Source organism: Anaerococcus sp. NML200574 (genome assembly GCF_026131665.1).
In the GTDB taxonomy this organism is placed as follows: domain Bacteria; phylum Bacillota; class Clostridia; order Tissierellales; family Peptoniphilaceae; genus Anaerococcus; species Anaerococcus kampingae.
Window position 1 is genome coordinate 17,720 of the sequence record NZ_JAMXSM010000019.1, and the last position, 16,682, is coordinate 34,401.

Consider the following 16,682-nt stretch of genomic DNA (forward strand, 5'->3'; position numbering starts at 1 on the left):
TACAAAAAATTTAAGAGATTATAATTTTATATACCCTTAATATAAAAGTTAATAGATTTAGGAATAATTGAGTATATATTTCCACATGCGAGCCCTTTTAAGAATTAAAATTTTATCCATAATGACTACTCAAGTCTTGTATAATCAGTTGCCCATTTAATAAAAAACAATAATTAGTAAAATTACCCGACATACGTTTTAAAGTGTTTTAAGTCGGGTTTTTTATTGTCATTTTATCTAAAAATTCATATAATAAATATCGAAGATAAATTGAAATTTTTTAACAATATAAAATGAAAATAAAAACTAGGGGAGAGAAAATGACTATAAGTAAAGAAGATATGAAAATATTATTAAAATCTCAACAAGGAGAATTAGATGTAGTTTTGATGTACCAAGCACTTGCTGATGTAGTTAAGGATAAAAATGATGCGGCTACTTTTAGAAAGCTTGCAGCAGAGGAGGGTCACCATGCTGCGGTATTTCATAAACTTACAAGGAAAAATTTAAAACCAAAGAAAACCTTGGCTTTCTTTATGCCAATCCTTTATAAGTTAATCGGTAAAAAAAGATTGTATCCAAAAATTGCAAGGGGAGAGTATAAAGCTTCTGAAAATTATGCTCCAGTAGCAAAAAAGTTTCCAGAAATCGAAAGCGTTAGGGATGATGAGAAAAGGCACGGCGATATGGTCGCAAGCTTGTTATAAAAAAACTAATGCTTTAAATATTTTGCTTAGGTTAATATTTGAGTATTATATGAAATACCCTCGATCAGTAAAGCAAAGATTAAATTAAAATATATAAAGATATAAAAATAAGTTTTACAATTAGGAATCATTATGAACAAAACATTACTTAGCACAACTATAAAGACAGCTATAGCAGCTACCCTATCCTTACTTGTAGCCCAAGCCTTAGGACTTAGATTCTCATCTTCAGCAGGGATTATTACCATCCTTGATATATTTGAGACTAGAAAGGCCACTATTAAGGGTGGACTTAAACGAAGCTTATCTGCCATAATAGCCCTTGTTTTAGGGATTTTGGTATTTGAAATTTTTGACTACAAAACTTGGGCATTTGGCCTATATTTACTCTTATTTGTGCCTATATCTTTCCTATTAAAAATTGAACTAGGTCTGGGTCCTTCAAGCGTGGTAGTTACACATCTATTAAGCTATGGAGAAATTAATTCATCAATTATCTTTAATGAAATCGGTCTTATCCTAATAGGAACAGGATTTGCCATGCTTACTAACTTATATGCACCAGAAAGTCAGGGTGAGTTGAAAAAATGGATAGAGGATATTGATGGAGATATCAAGGATATCTTGATATTTTTTGGAGATACTCTTGTAAATAATTTAGATGTTAAAATATATGAAAGAAAGATCAAAAAGCTTGAAGATGACATAAACAAGGCCCTTAATCTTGCGATTATTGAAAATGATAATCGTATAGAAAATAGCAAGAATCTACTGATAGGCCTTAGCCATAGGGAAAGAGAGATGGATATTTTGATGGAAATGTATGATGATTTAAAATCAATACCTAAAGAATTTGCCGATGGGAAATTGATATCTGATCTAATGATTGATACTGCAAACAATCTTAGTGATACTGGAGATATAATTAAGGTCAAAAAAAGGATAGAATTTTTACAAGAACATTTTCATATGATGGAACTTCCAGAAACTCACGATGATTTTATCATACAATCATCAATTTTTCAAGTTTTCAGAAGTCTAAACCAATTTGTAGATATAAGCAAGATTATAAGTAATATTCCTAGAAATTAAAGGATTAAGTTTTAGCCTATTAAAGGTGAGAAGTTTATACCACCATCGCTCATAAGTTTTTAAATAAAGAATTTAAAGGTAAATGCAGCGATGACACCTATTCTCATGCTTATTATGGGACTAGTTGCTGTAATTTGTTTTTCGATAAAGGAATATTTACCAGCAATTATACTTTCTCTTGGAGTTTTTTCTTACCCTCTAATAAGCTTTTTCGTAAATAGACATTATGAGAAGAAGTATTAATAAGTAATTGAATAATATTTATAAGACCCGATGCTTTAATCAAAGTGTTCGGGTTTTTAAATTCATAGAACAACTGAATGATACAAAAATTAATAAAATTTTAATGTAAGAGTAATTGTTTTGTATTATTTAATTATTTTATATAGCAAAACTGAGCTATATAAAATATAGTATCTCAATAGAGGACCAGGATTTAGGATTATTTTAAAGATTAAGTTTAAGATTTAGTCTTCTAAATGAATTTATTAAGAATATTATAAAATAGGAGAGTAAAATATGGAAATTAGAGAATATACAGATTTTAAAGTTGATGAGATAAGAGATCTTTATGATGCGGTAGGATGGACTTCTTATACTGATGATATGGATGCCTTGATTAAGGGATATGAAAATTCGTTAAAAATATTAGCTGCTTTTGATGATGAAAAACTTCTTGGCGTGATTCGTGCGGTTGGGGATGGGTATACAATTATCTTTATCCAAGATATCTTAGTCTTGCCAGACTACCAAAGAAATGGAATAGGCAAAGCCCTCCTTGACTCTATGATGGATTTATATCCAAATGTCAGACAAATTGAATTAACAACAGATATAGCTCCAGAAACAATAGGATTTTATTCTTCTTTAGGCTTTGAAGAATTTTCTGAATTAGGCTGTTGCGGATTTATGAGATTATTGTAATAAGAATTAGAAGAATATAGAGTTTTCTAATGCCAAAGATTTTAATTATAGAGGATAATGAAGATATCGCCTTGCAGATGGAAAAATATCTGACTAAAAATGGCTATGAGGTAGAAATATCTGGGTCTTTTTATGAGGCTAGTTTCAAGTTAAATATCGACTTTGATGTGGCTCTTCTCGATATTAATTTGCCTGATAAGGATGGCCAACATTTGATAGAAAAATTGAAGGAAAAAGATATTAGGGTTCTTGTTACAACTGTTAAAAATGATGAGGATTTTATAATTGCCGCCCTTGATCAAGGGGCGGATGACTATCTTACAAAGCCTTTTTCCCTTGCTATTTTAAGGGCTAGGATTGATGCGGTTTTAAGGACTATTCCCCTTGGCCAAGATAAAGCTATTGCCTATAAGGATTTGAAAATAGATTTAAATGATTCAAAGCTTTATTATAAGGGGGAAAATATAGAGGTCACTCCACTTGAGTATGAAATCCTAGTTTTATTTATCAAAAATCCCCACAGGGTCTACACTAGGAGTCAGCTTTTAGAAACCTTTTGGGAAGACAGGGATAAGTTTGTAAATGATAATACTCTCACATCGACCATTAAAAGAATCAGGGAGAAATTAGACAAGGAAGTCATTACAACTGTCAGAGGAATAGGTTATAGGATGGACTAAATGATTTATGTATTTTGGATAATAAGCCTCTGCCTACTTTATTATTTTTTGGAAAAAAGGAAGAAAAATAGGATAAGAGACCTTATTAATTTGATAGAAAATATGAGAAATCAAAATTACTCTATACCCATGAAGCAGGATGATTTTTCTCTTCTTGAGGATAAGATATATAAACTTTTTATAGAGATAGTTGAGGCTAAGGAAACGTCCACTAGAAATAGCCAAAAGCAAGTAGAATATCTAGAAGACATAGCCCATCAGATAAAAACTCCTATCACATCCATGGTTTTTTCTATAGAAAATCTAGAAATGGATTATCCTACAAATGAAGATATTGAGATTTTAAAAAGGCAGACCCTAAGATTAAATTCTCTATCGGATATCCTGCTCAAATTATCAAGCCTAGATGCTAATAAGGATCTAATGAAAATGGAAGAGATACGTTTGGATGAATTAGTGGCCTACGCTCTTGATACCTTATCTTTAAAAGAGTCTACTAAATTAGAAATTAATAATGATTTAAAAGAAAATATAATCTATGGAGATTTTTATTGGTTGGCTGAAGCCCTTATCAATATTTTTAAAAATGCTGATAATAGGCCAAATTGCCAAAAAATCAGCCTTTCATCTTACAAAAACCCTCTCTACACAAATCTGATTATTGAAGATGATGGGGGAGGAATCGATGAAGATAATATAAAAAAGATATTCAAACGATTTTATAAGACTCCTGATTCTAGAGGTTTTGGAATTGGTCTTGCCATGGCTAAGACTATTGTAGAGAAAAATAATGGGGAAATATCTGTGACCAATTCTGACAAAGGAGCAAGCTTTGAAATAAAATTCTACAATGTCACCTAAAAATCACTTTACTTTTATATACTTAGCTTAAGAAAGGCAGGAAAGTATGGAAATATTAAAAGTAGAAAATTTAAGAAAAGAATATGGTGATGGAAATTCTAAGGTGGTGGCCCTAGATGGGGTAGACCTTAGTATAGAAAGAGGTGAATTTGTAGCCATTGTAGGCCCTAGTGGGTCAGGTAAATCTACCCTCTTACATATTATAGGAGGAGTAGATAGTCCCACTTCTGGAAAGGTCTACATAGATGGCAATGACATCTCTAAGTATACATCAAAGGAACTTGCCCTATTTCGCAGGAGGAAGGTAGGGCTCATTTATCAATTTTATAATCTGATCCAAAATTTGACAGTTAGGCACAATATAGAGTTACCTTTAAAGCTAGATAAAAGAAAAATCAATGAGGAAGATTTCTTAGATATTGTAAGTAAACTTGGCATAGAAAATAAACTAGATTCCTTCCCAAGCGAATTATCAGGTGGCCAGCAGCAAAGAGTTGCCATAGCAAGATCTTTGATCTATAGACCATCAATCATCCTAGCAGATGAACCAACAGGAAATCTCGATAGGAAAAATTCTAAGGAAATAATTGAAATCTTCAAATATTTTAATAAAACTCTAAAACAAACTATTATTCTTATAACCCATGACGAAAAAATAGCCCTAGAAGCCGGTCGAATCGTGACCATAGTGGATGGGAAAATAATAGGAGATGAGAAAAATGAATAAGAAAAATTTCCCTATTTTCATCTCAGTTTTTATAGTCTCCTTGTTTTTTACGGTGGTATTTTATTACTCATATTCTAGCGTATCTTTTACAAATAGGGAATTTAGGAGTGTGTATTACGAAGATGCTTATATAGATGGTGGTGTAAAAGAAAATGAATTGGAAAAGATTAGAAGCAATGAGTATATAGATGAAGTCGGCTTTGAATCGTATGATTCCATATCTGGAAAAATTGAAGATGATATTTTGGCAATATCGTCCTTTGACCAAGCTATTGCTAGTATGAAGGGTGATTATTCTTTAAAAGAAGGAAGATATCCTAATAATTTTGATGAAATAGTCCTTAGTGAAAATGTAATAAAAGATAAAAAATTGAGAATATCAGATAAGGTTGAAGTGGATTTTGGTCAAAGAACTTTAAATGGGAAAATAGTTAATCCAACTTATAAGCCAACTAGCGATGAAGAATTTACAATATCATCAAGTAAGGAAATGAAAATAGTGGGCATCCTAAAAGATAAGCCTAATGGTATTAGCCAAGCAAATATTCTTATAGATCCAAATTATGAAAATAAACTTACGGCTATAAAATTTAAATCTCTATATAAGGCCTATGACAATCAAGGTTTAATTGAAGAAGACTTGTCAATGCTCTTAGGGAGAAAAATTAAAGTTAAATTTGAACCAACAATAGTAGATCAGTATTACTTATATGAAGATACTATAGGCAGGATAGGGAAAGAATTATCAACGATTTTTCTTGTTGTTTTAGCTATAGGAATATTTGTATTTTTCAATAAAAATATATTTTTTGTATGGTCTTTAGAAAAAATTAAAGTCCTATCCATGTACAAGTCAATCGGCAGTACAGATTTTCAGATACTTGGCATGCTTTTTAAAGAAGCTGTCATGATATCAATATTGCCACTCTCACTTGGCCATATTGTTGGATATGTTTTTATAAGATACTACTTTAGGGCAATCAACAATAATTTTGGCATTGATATTCCAACATCTGTTGATTTTAATTTATTATTAAGCCTAGCTATAATATTGATATCTTTGTTGATAATATTTATTTCTTTGGCATTTACTTTAAGAAAAATAAAGAAAATTGAAATAATAGATGGTCTAAAGGGTATTATAAATCTTAAAAAATCTAAAAAGAAAAGGGCTAATACTATTTTTAAAGAGCTAAGGATAAATAATCTAGCAAGCATTAAATCTCAATCATATATTTCAACCATAGGAGTCTTAATAATTTCAGTTCTATTTGTCTTCATATCATTCTCAAGTTATTCTGTAGATTGGGGATTATATGAAGATGATTATAATTTAACAGTTGATTATTGGAGCAAAGACCCTAGCTTGCCTGCTAACCTTCAAGCAATAGATACAAGTATTGACTCCAAAAAATCATTTATCTACCAGCAAAGAAACTTATCTATAGAAAATAATTTAGATTTTTCTGAAGATTTTTTTTCTAATAATTTGGATGAATTTTTATATGAATTAAATGGTCGTGGGGAAGATAATACTATTCTGAGAAAAATTGTAGGCTTAAGAGAAGAAGACCTAAATCTCTTAGGAGGGAATAAGGGTGAATATATTTTATATAATATGATTCAATCTAATCCCGAAGAACCGCTAAGAGATGCCAAGATGGTTAAATTTTTCAAAGACCCTAAAAAATTAGACTTAATAACAGCAAGTGGACAGAAAACATCTATAGATATAAGCAAGAATATAGATGACTTAAAAGATTTAACTATGAAGGTAAATAGAGGCTCTGTATGTATTTTTACAGATTTTGATACTTATTTTAAATTATTAGAAGCAACGGGTAATGGTAATCTTGTAAATTATCCTTTCACCCTAAAAATGCAAGTAAATCCAAATAAAATTGAGCCTAGCAAAGAAGCAATAAAGAAATTTTTAGACCAAAATCCAAGAACAGATGAAAGTTTTGAAATCCATAGCGCTGGTGATAGAGCTGATGAAGATGATAAACTTTTAGGAGGACTTTTAAGTATAAACTTTATCATGGCTAGCATAATTCTTGCCCTAAATTTCACAAATGGTTATGCTTCTATAAATTCAAGCTTGATGGCAAGGAAAAGAGAGATAGGCAATCTATATTCTATAGGAATAGAAAAAGATGATTTGAAAAAAATACTTGAACAAGAATTCATATTTGAACAAGTAAAGTCTTTTGCCTTGGCAATATTAGTAACTTTTGCTGTTATTATTAGCTTGTCAATTCTATCTCCGAGATATTCTTTATTAGTATTTATAAAATACTACAACCACTTGGCCTTCCTAGGATTTTCTCTCCTAGTTTATGCCATAAATATATTAATCTACCACCTATCCCTTAAAAGAATATTAGATAAACCAACTATAGATTTGATAAGGGCAGATTAATTTGAAATTAAGAGGGCTCGGTTTTGAGCCCTTTTTAGGTTTTTATATATAATTCTTATCATAAATTAATTTTTTTAGGATTAATTCCTCACTTATATTTTATTTAAAAGCATAATAAGTAGGCTTATAGGCCTTTTCTGGGTATTAATTATAAGGAGGGAGATTATGAAAAGAATGTCTAAGGTTTTTGTAATACTAGGGCTGGCTACTTTTATTTTTACTGGTTGTCAGAAAGGTAATGATAAAGTTGAGCCAGACGCAGAAGTAAAGCATGATACATATATCTCAAATAAGAAGGATGATACGGAAACTCAAGATAAAAATTCTGAGTCAAAGCTTTCAAAAAAATTAAAACAAGTTGAGGGGGCAAAGTTAGGCTCAGTTTCTTCTTATGCTGAGGACAGGCAAGTATGGAATGATTTTATCGATAAAGACCATATAGAATATGCCAAATTGTATGACTATGGCATCCACCTACCAAGGATTCTTTTAGAATCTGATGATGCAAAGAAAGCCAACGAGGAAATCGATGAGATAGCCGCTAGAATTAAGGAAAAATATGAGGACCATAAGAAGGATATAGAAGGCAAGGAGATAGGGGCTTATGCTACATTTTCTGTTTATCAAGATGAGAAGGTCCTAAGCATAATGATTGAAAATTACGATAAGTGGAGTGGGGAATTTATACGATACAAGGTCTTTAACTTTTCGCTTCCTGATGGCAATTTCATTAGCGATGATGAGTTGATGGCAGATTTGGGAGTGAGTAAGGATCAGATTTTGCCTATGGTTGAAAATTCCTTACGAGATGACCAGGCTCTTTTTACCAGAATATATTATAGGGATACAAACGATTATTCCTACATTTATAACCCAAGTAATTACACAGGTTTGGTTTTAAATGACTTATGGGACAATTACGAAAATAAGAACGGTCAAATCTATATAGATGAAGTTGGAAAACCTACTTTTCTTTTTGATCAATATAAAAGCTCACAAATGGGATACTGCTCACCAATTTTAAAGCTAACTACAAATGCTTTTGACCAAAATCCTATTTCTGACGAGTATATAAAGATGGCTAGAAAGTTTGGAATAGACCCAAATGATGATAAGTATAAGGCCTTTATGATTTATCTCGGAGGAGCTGTGGATGAGGATAGCTTAAAAGATACCTTAGAAAAGCTTGATGTTTGGACAAGTAACTTATTTAATTATAAAGATCCAAGTATGCTTGTAACCATCAAAGAGAGCCAAGTAGGCGATCTGCCTTACCTAATAGGTGAAGAGTGCTATTTGTTAATCCCTAAATATAAAAATGCATCAGTTGCTCTTAAGGAGCTAGAAATATCAGAAGATGGAAAACAAAAAGAAGTGGATAATATTTACCTAGACACAAATGCTTGTTGCGGCCCGACATTTATTTGCCAAAATATGAGTGACCTTGGTCCAAATGGAAAAATCACCATAAGATATAGGGATGATGTCTATGAGTTTTCGCCTTCACTTAGTATGAAGGATGGGACAATGACCCTTCCAGATGGTGTTTTAAATGGAGAAGAAGTATTTGATTGGTCTAAACAAATACAAAATGAGGCATATTCACCTACAATGTATGATATAATGCGATCTTTGATAGGGGTAGGTTAATAAATAAAATTTCAAACAAAAGTTTAAATTTTTGACAAGTAAATAATTATTAAAAAATAAGCGGAGGAGTTTTAAATAAAATAAAGCCCTCCGCCTTTTTTTGTTTCTACTAAAATTAAATCTTTAAGGTAAGATAATTTTAAGATAATAGAGGTTCATTAAGCTAACAATGCAGGCAATATAAGGGATTTTTAGGAGAAAGTTATGAATTGGATTAATTCTTTTGAACTTATTTGTTATTTTATAGTTTTAATTTTACTTTTAGATATTATTAAAAATAAATCTTATAGGGAACTTGGACTCTTGATATCTGGAGCCCTAGCTGGTTTTTCCTTAGAGCTATTGGCAGTGAGACTTACAGATATCTACCATTACAGCAATGATTTTTACATAAGCATTGGGTTATCACCTTACCAATTTCCTTTTTTTGGAGGGCTCATGTGGGGTGGGATAAGTGTCGTTGCCCTAAGGATAGCCAAGAAGTTTTCACTTAGTAACATTATGACAGCCTTATTAAGCGGATGGCTGATTGTGAGTATGGATTTGCTATTAGATGTAGTAGCTATTAGGCTAGATGGAGGTTTCTGGGTTTGGGATGGTCGTCCTATAAATCTAGATATCAACCACCATATGTTTATGTCTGTAATTTGGGTGAATTTTTTGGGCTATATGTTCGAAGTGCCTTCAATTATTTACATGACTTTAAAAAGTTGGGAGAAAAATCATGATGAGGAGAAGATTAGGGTTTTGATGTCAATCCTTATTGGCCTTGGAGGAGTAGCTTTTGTAGGAGTTTGTAGCTATATTTCATTACTTTTAAATAAAATCACTGATGAATGGTTTGCTTATTTAGCCTTTCTAGCTATATGGATATTTGTTTTAATGAAATTATTAGCTTATCTAATGAATAAAAGAAAAGATATAATTATAAGCCATAAAAAAGACTGGACTGTAATCATATTTTGGTTTTGTATCTACACCTATTGTATTGGCGGATTATTTAAACTTGGAATAATGAAGGATCTTACTCTTTATGGAATATTTTCCCTTATTTTATTTATTTTGACAATTGTTTTAGCAATCGTGGAAATAAAAGATAAGCCCAAAGCTTTAAAATAATATAGTTTTAAATGGAGGATCTAATGGGAGAAATTATAGAGTTTCCAGCCTATAAAGAAGCAAAGGAAAAAATCACAGAACTTAAAAAAACTTTAACAGATTTAGTTTATGAGAAAGACAATCTAAAATTTGTTATTTGTGAAAATATCAAAACTCAATATATGCTTAATTTTGGAAGTCTTGAATACAATCTTTATAAGGCCTACTGCAAATATCTCCGCCTAAGGAGAAAGAAGGAGATGATTCAAGCAAAAAAGAACCGCCAAGAAAGCATAGATATTGAAACTATTGAAAAAGACCTGGACGATGAATTTGCTGAATATAAAAAGGTCTTAGATGGAAAAATATCCGACATGAAAGAAGCCTTAAAACGTTCAGAAATGGACTTTTTAACTGATGAAGAAGAAATTTTAATTAAAAGTCTATACAAGAAGATTGTAAAAAAGATTCATCCGGATATAAATCCCGCTATTACAGAAGAGGAAAAAGAGTTTTTCTATAAGGCAACTGATGCTTATAAAAACGGAGAATTGATGACTCTTCAAATAATTTATGATATTGTTATTTCTAATGGAGACCCAGATACAGAAGCCTTATCTGATAAAGCTTTGAAAGATGAAATAAAAAGGCTGGAGGGACTTATAGGAAAAATTCAAAAAGATATAGATTTAATCAAGTCCCAGCCGCCTTATACCTGGAAAGAATTTGTAGAAGATAAAAATAAAAGAGCAGATAAGCTAAAAGAATTGAAAAATAATCTAGAAGCTTATGAAGAAGCTATAAGAACTCAAGAAGAATATATAAAAGATTTAATGAGGGATATACATGAGTGATTTAATAAAAAAAGATGAGACTGGGCTTCTTGATTATCTTATAAATAAGGAAACGGGTCTAGACTTACCAAAACCTTTTGAAAGAGACATTTATCTTTTTGATACCTATGTGGCAGGAACAAGTCATATTCCAGATATCGAAGCCATAAGCTCAAAATTAAAAAAAGACGACCGCCTAATATTTTATAGAGAGATAGAAAATGAAGCAGATCCTCAAGCAATACGTATAGAAACCCTAAATAAAGAAAAAATTGGCTACGTCCCACGTCAAGACAATGTCATCTTTTCTAGATTGATGGATGCAGGTAAAGAACTTTTTGCAAAAGTCATCGACAAAGAAATGAGAGGTAAATGGCTTAAGATGGGTATTAAGATATATTTACATGAATCATAGAGGAGAAGATGTATTGCAATAATGAATGGCTTTGGCCTAATATATGTATTATGGATAGTCATAATTTTGACTTTGAATTAATTAAAGGAGATCACTGCTTTATAATAGGCCATCATATAGGAGATAAGAAATTATTAGAAAACTTAATAAATAAAATTTTAAGCACAAATTATAGATACTTTAATGTATTTGGTGAGAAAGCAAATATTTGGAGAAGATTAATCTCTAAAAGGTCAAAAGGCGAAATAGAAATAGAGTCAAGCCAAATAGATATGCTTAAGATGGTATATGACCTTGCAATGATATCAAGTCTAAAACCAAAGTCAATAAACTATGTGATATCAGATGATGAATATTTTACTGAATACCTAGTAGAAGATCTAGATAATATTTTTTCAGGCAAAAGTCTATTTACTCCTTCTGATTGGAAAAAAGTTAGAGATGGATTTGAATTTACATACAATAATAAGGATGCTATAATTAGTGTTGATAATGATATTATGCCAGGTTACTTAGGTGAGGAGAAAGTATTCGGCCTTCTTGGAGAAAGCATAATAACTGACTTGTTTGATGGAAAAAGTTTTGCAGAAATCTGGCCGGAAGTTTCAAAGATGGCTAAATAATTTACCTAAATTGCTAAAATGATTTTTGCAAATAAAATAAGAAAGAAACTCATAATGTATAAATTTAAAATAGGGAGAGATAGATGTTTAAGGTTAGGAAAAGAAATTTATTATTGATAGCAGGCTTTGTTTGGTTTATGGCTGGTTTTAATGTTGCGAGAATTGGCATTTTAGCTTATAGGTCTATTAATCATGCATGGTATTTATATTTCCTAAGCGCTCTTGTTTTTATGGTTTTTGGGCGAATGTTTTTAAAAATGACTAAAAATCATACAAAAAGAATTATGGCTTATGATGCTTATATGCCTTTTTGGAAGTTTTTTGATAAGAAATCTTATTTGATTATGGCTTTTATGATGACCTTTGGGATTGGGCTTAGGGCTTCTGGTCTAGCCCCAGATTTTTTTATAGGATTTTTCTATACTGGATTGGGCTTTGCACTAGCTTTGGCTGGCATTGTTTTTATTAAAAATTATTTTGTATCTGGTAAAAAAAATTAGAAATGGCTCTTAGGATGAGAAATCTTAAGAGTCATTTTTAGTTAGAATTTAATAAAAACCAATTTACCTTACTAAAATCACGGTATAATAATGTTGATAATAAGTATCAGTTTATAAGATATTATAATGTGATGAGGTTGTGATATGAGTATAACTTATAAATTAGCAGCATACCTTGTAAGGATGCTTGGTGTTAAAAAAATGTTTTTAAAAAATAAAGAGCAGATGCTTGAGTATGCAAGGGGAGAAAATGCAAAGGAAGTATTTGTTTTAGATAAGGCATTGAAGAGAGCTCATAGGAAAAATTATCATCTTATTGAAAAAGAGGTGATGGGCTATAGGCTAATTGCATATCAAAAAAATGAAAATCCAACTGCTGGCGCTGTATTATATCTGTTTGGTGGGGGAATGATTACCCAGCCTAATAAATTAGATTTTTCTTTGGCAGAAAGAATCATGGAAAAAACTAATAAAGATGTATGGTTTTTATTTTATCCTCTTTGTTCAGAAGATGTAAAAGTAGATAAGACTTATGAGGTATCTTTAAGGGCTTATGGTTTAATGACAAAAACTTATAAGGCAGAAAATATAAGTGTTCTCGGGTTTTCATCAGGGGCTGATCTTGCCATTGGGATTTTTTTACACAATAATGCTTTGGGTAGGCCTTACCCAATGCCAGGGAAAATAATATCTGTATCTCCAGGAGGAATTCCTGATCTAAACTTACCAGAAAATAAGGAAATATGGGAAAAAATAAATACACTTAAATATAAAGACATAATGGTAGAGCCTACATATCTAATAACTGCAAGGGAAATCCTAAAGGGTGATAAAGACTTGCCTGAATATATGCTTGACGGGACTAAGGGGGATTTTTCCAACTTCCCAAAGACATATTTTTATTATGGGTCAGATGAATGCTTATATGCCTATGCAGATGAGTTTAAAAAAGCAATGGATGCCTATGGAGTCTCCTATAAAATTATTGTTGGCGAGGGCATGTGCCACTGCTATCCTTTGGTGAGATTTTTTAAAGAGGGTAGGGATGCCCAGGATGAAATAATAGAATTACTGAAGTATTGAATTTATATTAGTACAAAGGCGATTACGGAAGTTTTTAAGGAGGAGCTTATGCTTGTAATTGAGTTAATTATTTTATGCCTAATATTTTTTGGCCTATGTTTTTTAGGGACGGGTACAGATGAGAAAAATTTGAAAAACTATGACTCCTACCCAGATGAGGTCCAATCAAAAATTAAAGAAATTTTAGATTATCAAGGGAAGTTTAAGGAAAGAAGTAAAGTATCAACATTTATAGGGAATTTTATAATATTTTCTATTTTATTTTTCATTCTTGGCTTAAAAATACGACAAGCTATCTTTATGAAAAACTTTATAGCCTTATCAATTTTAGGTCAAGGTCTGAATCTTTTTGACCTAATCATAATTGACCTCTTGTGGTGGAGAAATACAAAAAGAATTAGATTTAGACAAATTCCTGATAAAAATCTTTATCAAAATCCAAAGAAACACATAGAAGCCTTTTTAAGGGCCTTGCTTATGTATTTTCTTATATCCCTAATAGATGGATATATTTTGACTTTATTTTAAAAAGGTGGAAGTATGAAATTCCTTACTTACGGAAATAAAGATAATAAGTCACTCCTATTTATCCATGGTCTAGCATCAAGTGCTAACTTGTGTTTTGGAGGACTTTTGCCTTATTTAAAAGAATATTATGTGATTTTAGTAGAACTTGATGGGCATTGTCAAAGTGACTTAAATGACCTAGAAAGTATGGAAAAAGAGCTTTTTATAATAGAAAATTATATACTAAAAGACCTAAAGGGAAATTTATATGGTCTCTGTGGCTTTTCTATGGGAGGGACTCTTGCAGTAGATTTAATTAGTAGGGGAAATATCAGGGTTAAAAAAGTCTTACTAGATGCTCCAATAACCGCAAAATTGGGCCGGAAGGCATATTCTTTTACTCAGGCATTTATTATAGGAACATACATGATCAAAAAATCAATTCCAATTCCTAAATTTATGATTGATTGGCTTATGGGAAAAGATAATGATAGTGTAATTGAAATGACTTATAAAAAGATAAGTAAAAAATCAATTAAAAATGTGTGTAAGTATATTTTCCATTATCAAATAAATGAGAATTTAAGAAACTTTCATAAGCCTGTCCTATTTTGGCGAGGAAGCCAAGAGCAAGTCCCAGAAATTAGCCAGGACAATTTAATGAAATATTTACCACAAATGAAGGTGGAAATATTTGAAGGAAAGGGACATGGACAATATTTACACGAGCATCCAGCAGCCTATGCGAAAAAATTAAAAGCATTTTTTAAAGACTAAGGAATTTTATGAAATATTTTAATAAAGAATATTATAAGTATCTAACTATAAGGAAAAGTGAATTGGTACTGATATTAGATGGTGACCAAGAAAGGACTTTGGGTTTAGAAAATGACTATAGAAGAAACTAGAAAATTTTATAAAGATTATGATGACCTATGTGACTGTGCTTATTGCAAAAATTATATTAATGAAATAAAGAAAGCCTATCCAGACTTGGATGCTTACTTAGACAAGCTTGGAATTGATATAGAAAAGCCCTGGGAAACTCTGCCAGGAGAGGTCATTGGTGGTATGATTGAATATCTAGGAGCCCAGTATATTCTTATTGGAAATAAAAGTGATTTTAAAAAGGCAAAGTTAGGAGATATAACAATAGACCTTGAAAAATCTTTCCCAGATCCTGGTTTAGCTTGCGAATATTATGTGATAGAAGTAAGTCCAATAAAATTACAGTGGACAGTAGAAGGAGAAATATGAAAAAAATTTTTAAAGAATTTTCAGAAATAAATGGCGAATACGTTGAAGAAATCCCAGGCCAAGCACGTTTTGCCTACGGTATATCCGATATGGATGACTTTTTTGAGATAGAAGATATAATCAAATACGATGGATTCTATAAGGGATCAATAATAAGATTTTATGACTACCAAACAGGGGAAGTTTACTTACCGTTTGAACAAAAAGAAAATATAGCCTACGGGAGGCCGATTTATATAGGAGATATTTTTTACATCTTGCAAGTAGACTTTAATGAAGGTCTTGCAAATATTTATAAGTATTATCCAGGGGAAAGCTTGGAAAAAATTTTTGATTACAAAATCAAAGATCTATCAACCTACAATCTTTCCCTTATTGGTTTAGACCTCCATCTAATAAGCCAAGATTCTGACAAGCTTGAAATTTATTTTCCTTATAGGAAGACTCTTAAACTTGCCGAAAACGAGTCAGCTCTTTTGATAGATGATGGTAAGGTTTATATTAATGCTTGGATTGATGAGGGTTGGGATGACAAACGTGATGGGGCAGGTCAAGATTACCGCTACTATGATAAGGTCATTATAAAAGATATGGATTCAAATATCATTTCAGAGAGGATTGGAAATCTCCATCAAAGTCCAGATGGGTCTTGGTGGCTGGCTTAAAATAGAAAATAATTTTAAAAAGTACAAGGCATGAGGTCTTGTATTTTTTTATCTAAAAATAAGCAAAGGAAAATCCCCAGAATATTCTGGAGATTAATCCTAATTTATATGAGATTATTTATTTTTTCTCTTTTTATCATCTAGACCAATGAAGGCAAGTGCACTTGCTGCAAGTGTACCCATAGCGCCTAGGGAAGAAGCAATACCTGTTTTAGGGTTGTCAGAATTTTTGTGTCCAGGTACTTTGTTTTCATTAACTACATTTCTATTATTTTCTTCTCTTTCTATCACTTCACGAGCCTTATCGATAGGATCAGCTGGTGTGAAAGAGATAAGAGGAGTAGTTTTTTCTGGCTCTTCAGGAGTAGAAGGAACTGTTGGCTCTTCAGGAGTAGAAGGAACAGTAGGTTCTTCTGGAGTAGAAGGAACTGTTGGTTCTTCTGGTTTAGATGGGGTAGTAGGTGTAGTTGGTTTACTTGGTTTTTCAGATTTTACAGTTTTTTCATAAACAGGGTCTGTAAATAATTTTGTGTATCAACCTAAATCCTGACATTAGGGTAAGGGTTGATACATTTTTTATGTATCAATGTTTGTCCATTCCTATAGGAATGGAGCTTTTCTTAATTTTACACAACTTT

The 16,682-nt window shown here is 31.4% G+C and carries 20 protein-coding genes; 19 read left to right on the forward strand and 1 reads right to left on the reverse strand.

Annotated features, from left to right (window positions below; all coding sequences use genetic code 11):
• Positions 1-320: 320 nt before the first annotated feature.
• The 18 genes from NH286_RS07800 (at position 321) to NH286_RS07885 (ending at position 16,044) form a co-directional block, all read left to right on the forward strand.
• Positions 321-707: a ferritin family protein gene (locus NH286_RS07800; RefSeq protein ID WP_265238051.1), complete on the forward strand. Its 387-nt coding sequence runs from the start codon at positions 321-323 to the stop codon at positions 705-707.
• Positions 708-839: 132 nt separating this feature from the next.
• Entirely contained in the window at positions 840-1,799 is a 960-nt protein-coding gene (locus NH286_RS07805; protein ID WP_265238052.1) for an aromatic acid exporter family protein, read from the forward strand.
• 519 nt (positions 1,800-2,318) lie between these two features.
• Positions 2,319-2,723, forward strand: coding sequence for a GNAT family N-acetyltransferase (locus tag NH286_RS07810; RefSeq protein ID WP_265238054.1), 405 nt, complete (start codon positions 2,319-2,321; stop codon positions 2,721-2,723).
• Between the two features lie 29 nt (positions 2,724-2,752).
• Complete coding sequence (locus NH286_RS07815) at positions 2,753-3,403, forward strand: response regulator transcription factor (protein WP_265238056.1); 651 nt, start codon at positions 2,753-2,755, stop codon at positions 3,401-3,403.
• Positions 3,404-4,264: a sensor histidine kinase gene (locus NH286_RS07820; protein ID WP_265238058.1), complete on the forward strand. Its 861-nt coding sequence runs from the start codon at positions 3,404-3,406 to the stop codon at positions 4,262-4,264.
• Between the two features lie 46 nt (positions 4,265-4,310).
• Positions 4,311-4,991 (forward strand): ABC transporter ATP-binding protein, encoded by a 681-nt coding sequence (locus tag NH286_RS07825; RefSeq protein WP_265238060.1) that lies wholly within the window; start codon positions 4,311-4,313, stop codon positions 4,989-4,991.
• On the forward strand, positions 4,984-7,413 hold the full coding sequence (locus NH286_RS07830; protein ID WP_265238062.1) for an ABC transporter permease: 2,430 nt from the start codon (positions 4,984-4,986) through the stop codon (positions 7,411-7,413). The genes NH286_RS07825 and NH286_RS07830 overlap by 8 nt, the downstream gene beginning before the upstream one ends.
• A gap of 165 nt (positions 7,414-7,578) precedes the next feature.
• Complete coding sequence (locus NH286_RS07835; RefSeq protein WP_265238064.1) at positions 7,579-9,063, forward strand: hypothetical protein; 1,485 nt, start codon at positions 7,579-7,581, stop codon at positions 9,061-9,063.
• A gap of 204 nt (positions 9,064-9,267) precedes the next feature.
• Positions 9,268-10,182 (forward strand): carotenoid biosynthesis protein, encoded by a 915-nt coding sequence (locus NH286_RS07840; RefSeq protein ID WP_265238065.1) that lies wholly within the window; start codon positions 9,268-9,270, stop codon positions 10,180-10,182.
• Positions 10,183-10,205: 23 nt separating this feature from the next.
• The gene (locus tag NH286_RS07845; RefSeq protein WP_265238068.1) at positions 10,206-11,015 is read left to right on the forward strand and encodes a molecular chaperone DnaJ; all 810 of its coding nucleotides are present in this window, start codon (positions 10,206-10,208) and stop codon (positions 11,013-11,015) included.
• Positions 11,008-11,409 carry an HIRAN domain-containing protein gene (locus tag NH286_RS07850; protein ID WP_265238070.1) on the forward strand — a complete coding sequence of 134 codons (402 nt, stop codon included), beginning with the start codon at positions 11,008-11,010 and terminating at the stop codon, positions 11,407-11,409. Before NH286_RS07845 ends, NH286_RS07850 begins: the two co-directional genes overlap by 8 nt.
• 8 nt (positions 11,410-11,417) lie before the next feature.
• A complete protein-coding gene (locus NH286_RS07855) occupies positions 11,418-12,032 on the forward strand; it encodes a hypothetical protein (RefSeq protein ID WP_265238072.1) in 615 nt (204 codons plus the stop codon).
• 137 nt (positions 12,033-12,169) lie between these two features.
• Positions 12,170-12,532, forward strand: coding sequence for a hypothetical protein (locus NH286_RS07860; RefSeq protein WP_265238074.1), 363 nt, complete (start codon positions 12,170-12,172; stop codon positions 12,530-12,532).
• Positions 12,533-12,676: 144 nt separating this feature from the next.
• Positions 12,677-13,615, forward strand: a complete 939-nt coding sequence (locus NH286_RS07865) for an alpha/beta hydrolase (protein WP_265238075.1) — start codon at positions 12,677-12,679, stop codon at positions 13,613-13,615.
• A 48-nt stretch (positions 13,616-13,663) separates the two neighbouring features.
• A complete protein-coding gene (locus tag NH286_RS07870; protein WP_265238076.1) occupies positions 13,664-14,143 on the forward strand; it encodes an ABC transporter permease in 480 nt (159 codons plus the stop codon).
• A gap of 12 nt (positions 14,144-14,155) precedes the next feature.
• Positions 14,156-14,899, forward strand: coding sequence for an alpha/beta fold hydrolase (locus NH286_RS07875; RefSeq protein WP_265238077.1), 744 nt, complete (start codon positions 14,156-14,158; stop codon positions 14,897-14,899).
• Between the two features lie 111 nt (positions 14,900-15,010).
• Positions 15,011-15,379, forward strand: coding sequence for a hypothetical protein (locus tag NH286_RS07880; RefSeq protein ID WP_265238079.1), 369 nt, complete (start codon positions 15,011-15,013; stop codon positions 15,377-15,379).
• Positions 15,376-16,044: a hypothetical protein gene (locus NH286_RS07885; protein ID WP_265238080.1), complete on the forward strand. Its 669-nt coding sequence runs from the start codon at positions 15,376-15,378 to the stop codon at positions 16,042-16,044. Before NH286_RS07880 ends, NH286_RS07885 begins: the two co-directional genes overlap by 4 nt.
• A gap of 114 nt (positions 16,045-16,158) precedes the next feature.
• Here NH286_RS07885 and NH286_RS07890 read toward each other — a convergent pair whose 3' ends face one another.
• On the reverse strand, positions 16,159-16,335 hold the full coding sequence (locus NH286_RS07890; RefSeq protein WP_265238081.1) for a hypothetical protein: 177 nt from the start codon (positions 16,333-16,335) through the stop codon (positions 16,159-16,161).
• Positions 16,336-16,366: 31 nt separating this feature from the next.
• Between NH286_RS07890 and NH286_RS07895 the strand changes: the two genes are divergently transcribed.
• Positions 16,367-16,552 (forward strand): hypothetical protein, encoded by a 186-nt coding sequence (locus tag NH286_RS07895; protein ID WP_265238082.1) that lies wholly within the window; start codon positions 16,367-16,369, stop codon positions 16,550-16,552.
• Positions 16,553-16,682: the final 130 nt, after the last annotated feature.

Coding starts and splice junctions, on each gene's coding strand:
- NH286_RS07860 (WP_265238074.1), top strand. CDS start 12,170: ATGGCTGGTTTTAATGTTGCGAGAATTGGCATTTTAGCTTATAGGTCT.
- NH286_RS07855 (WP_265238072.1), top strand. CDS start 11,418: ATGTATTGCAATAATGAATGGCTTTGGCCTAATATATGTATTATGGAT.
- NH286_RS07810 (WP_265238054.1), top strand. CDS start 2,319: ATGGAAATTAGAGAATATACAGATTTTAAAGTTGATGAGATAAGAGAT.
- NH286_RS07885 (WP_265238080.1), top strand. CDS start 15,376: ATGAAAAAAATTTTTAAAGAATTTTCAGAAATAAATGGCGAATACGTT.
- NH286_RS07850 (WP_265238070.1), top strand. CDS start 11,008: ATGAGTGATTTAATAAAAAAAGATGAGACTGGGCTTCTTGATTATCTT.
- NH286_RS07845 (WP_265238068.1), top strand. CDS start 10,206: ATGGGAGAAATTATAGAGTTTCCAGCCTATAAAGAAGCAAAGGAAAAA.
- NH286_RS07840 (WP_265238065.1), top strand. CDS start 9,268: ATGAATTGGATTAATTCTTTTGAACTTATTTGTTATTTTATAGTTTTA.
- NH286_RS07870 (WP_265238076.1), top strand. CDS start 13,664: ATGCTTGTAATTGAGTTAATTATTTTATGCCTAATATTTTTTGGCCTA.
- NH286_RS07875 (WP_265238077.1), top strand. CDS start 14,156: ATGAAATTCCTTACTTACGGAAATAAAGATAATAAGTCACTCCTATTT.
- NH286_RS07805 (WP_265238052.1), top strand. CDS start 840: ATGAACAAAACATTACTTAGCACAACTATAAAGACAGCTATAGCAGCT.
- NH286_RS07835 (WP_265238064.1), top strand. CDS start 7,579: ATGAAAAGAATGTCTAAGGTTTTTGTAATACTAGGGCTGGCTACTTTT.
- NH286_RS07830 (WP_265238062.1), top strand. CDS start 4,984: ATGAATAAGAAAAATTTCCCTATTTTCATCTCAGTTTTTATAGTCTCC.
- NH286_RS07815 (WP_265238056.1), top strand. CDS start 2,753: ATGCCAAAGATTTTAATTATAGAGGATAATGAAGATATCGCCTTGCAG.
- NH286_RS07865 (WP_265238075.1), top strand. CDS start 12,677: ATGAGTATAACTTATAAATTAGCAGCATACCTTGTAAGGATGCTTGGT.
- NH286_RS07800 (WP_265238051.1), top strand. CDS start 321: ATGACTATAAGTAAAGAAGATATGAAAATATTATTAAAATCTCAACAA.
- NH286_RS07880 (WP_265238079.1), top strand. CDS start 15,011: ATGACTATAGAAGAAACTAGAAAATTTTATAAAGATTATGATGACCTA.
- NH286_RS07820 (WP_265238058.1), top strand. CDS start 3,404: ATGATTTATGTATTTTGGATAATAAGCCTCTGCCTACTTTATTATTTT.
- NH286_RS07825 (WP_265238060.1), top strand. CDS start 4,311: ATGGAAATATTAAAAGTAGAAAATTTAAGAAAAGAATATGGTGATGGA.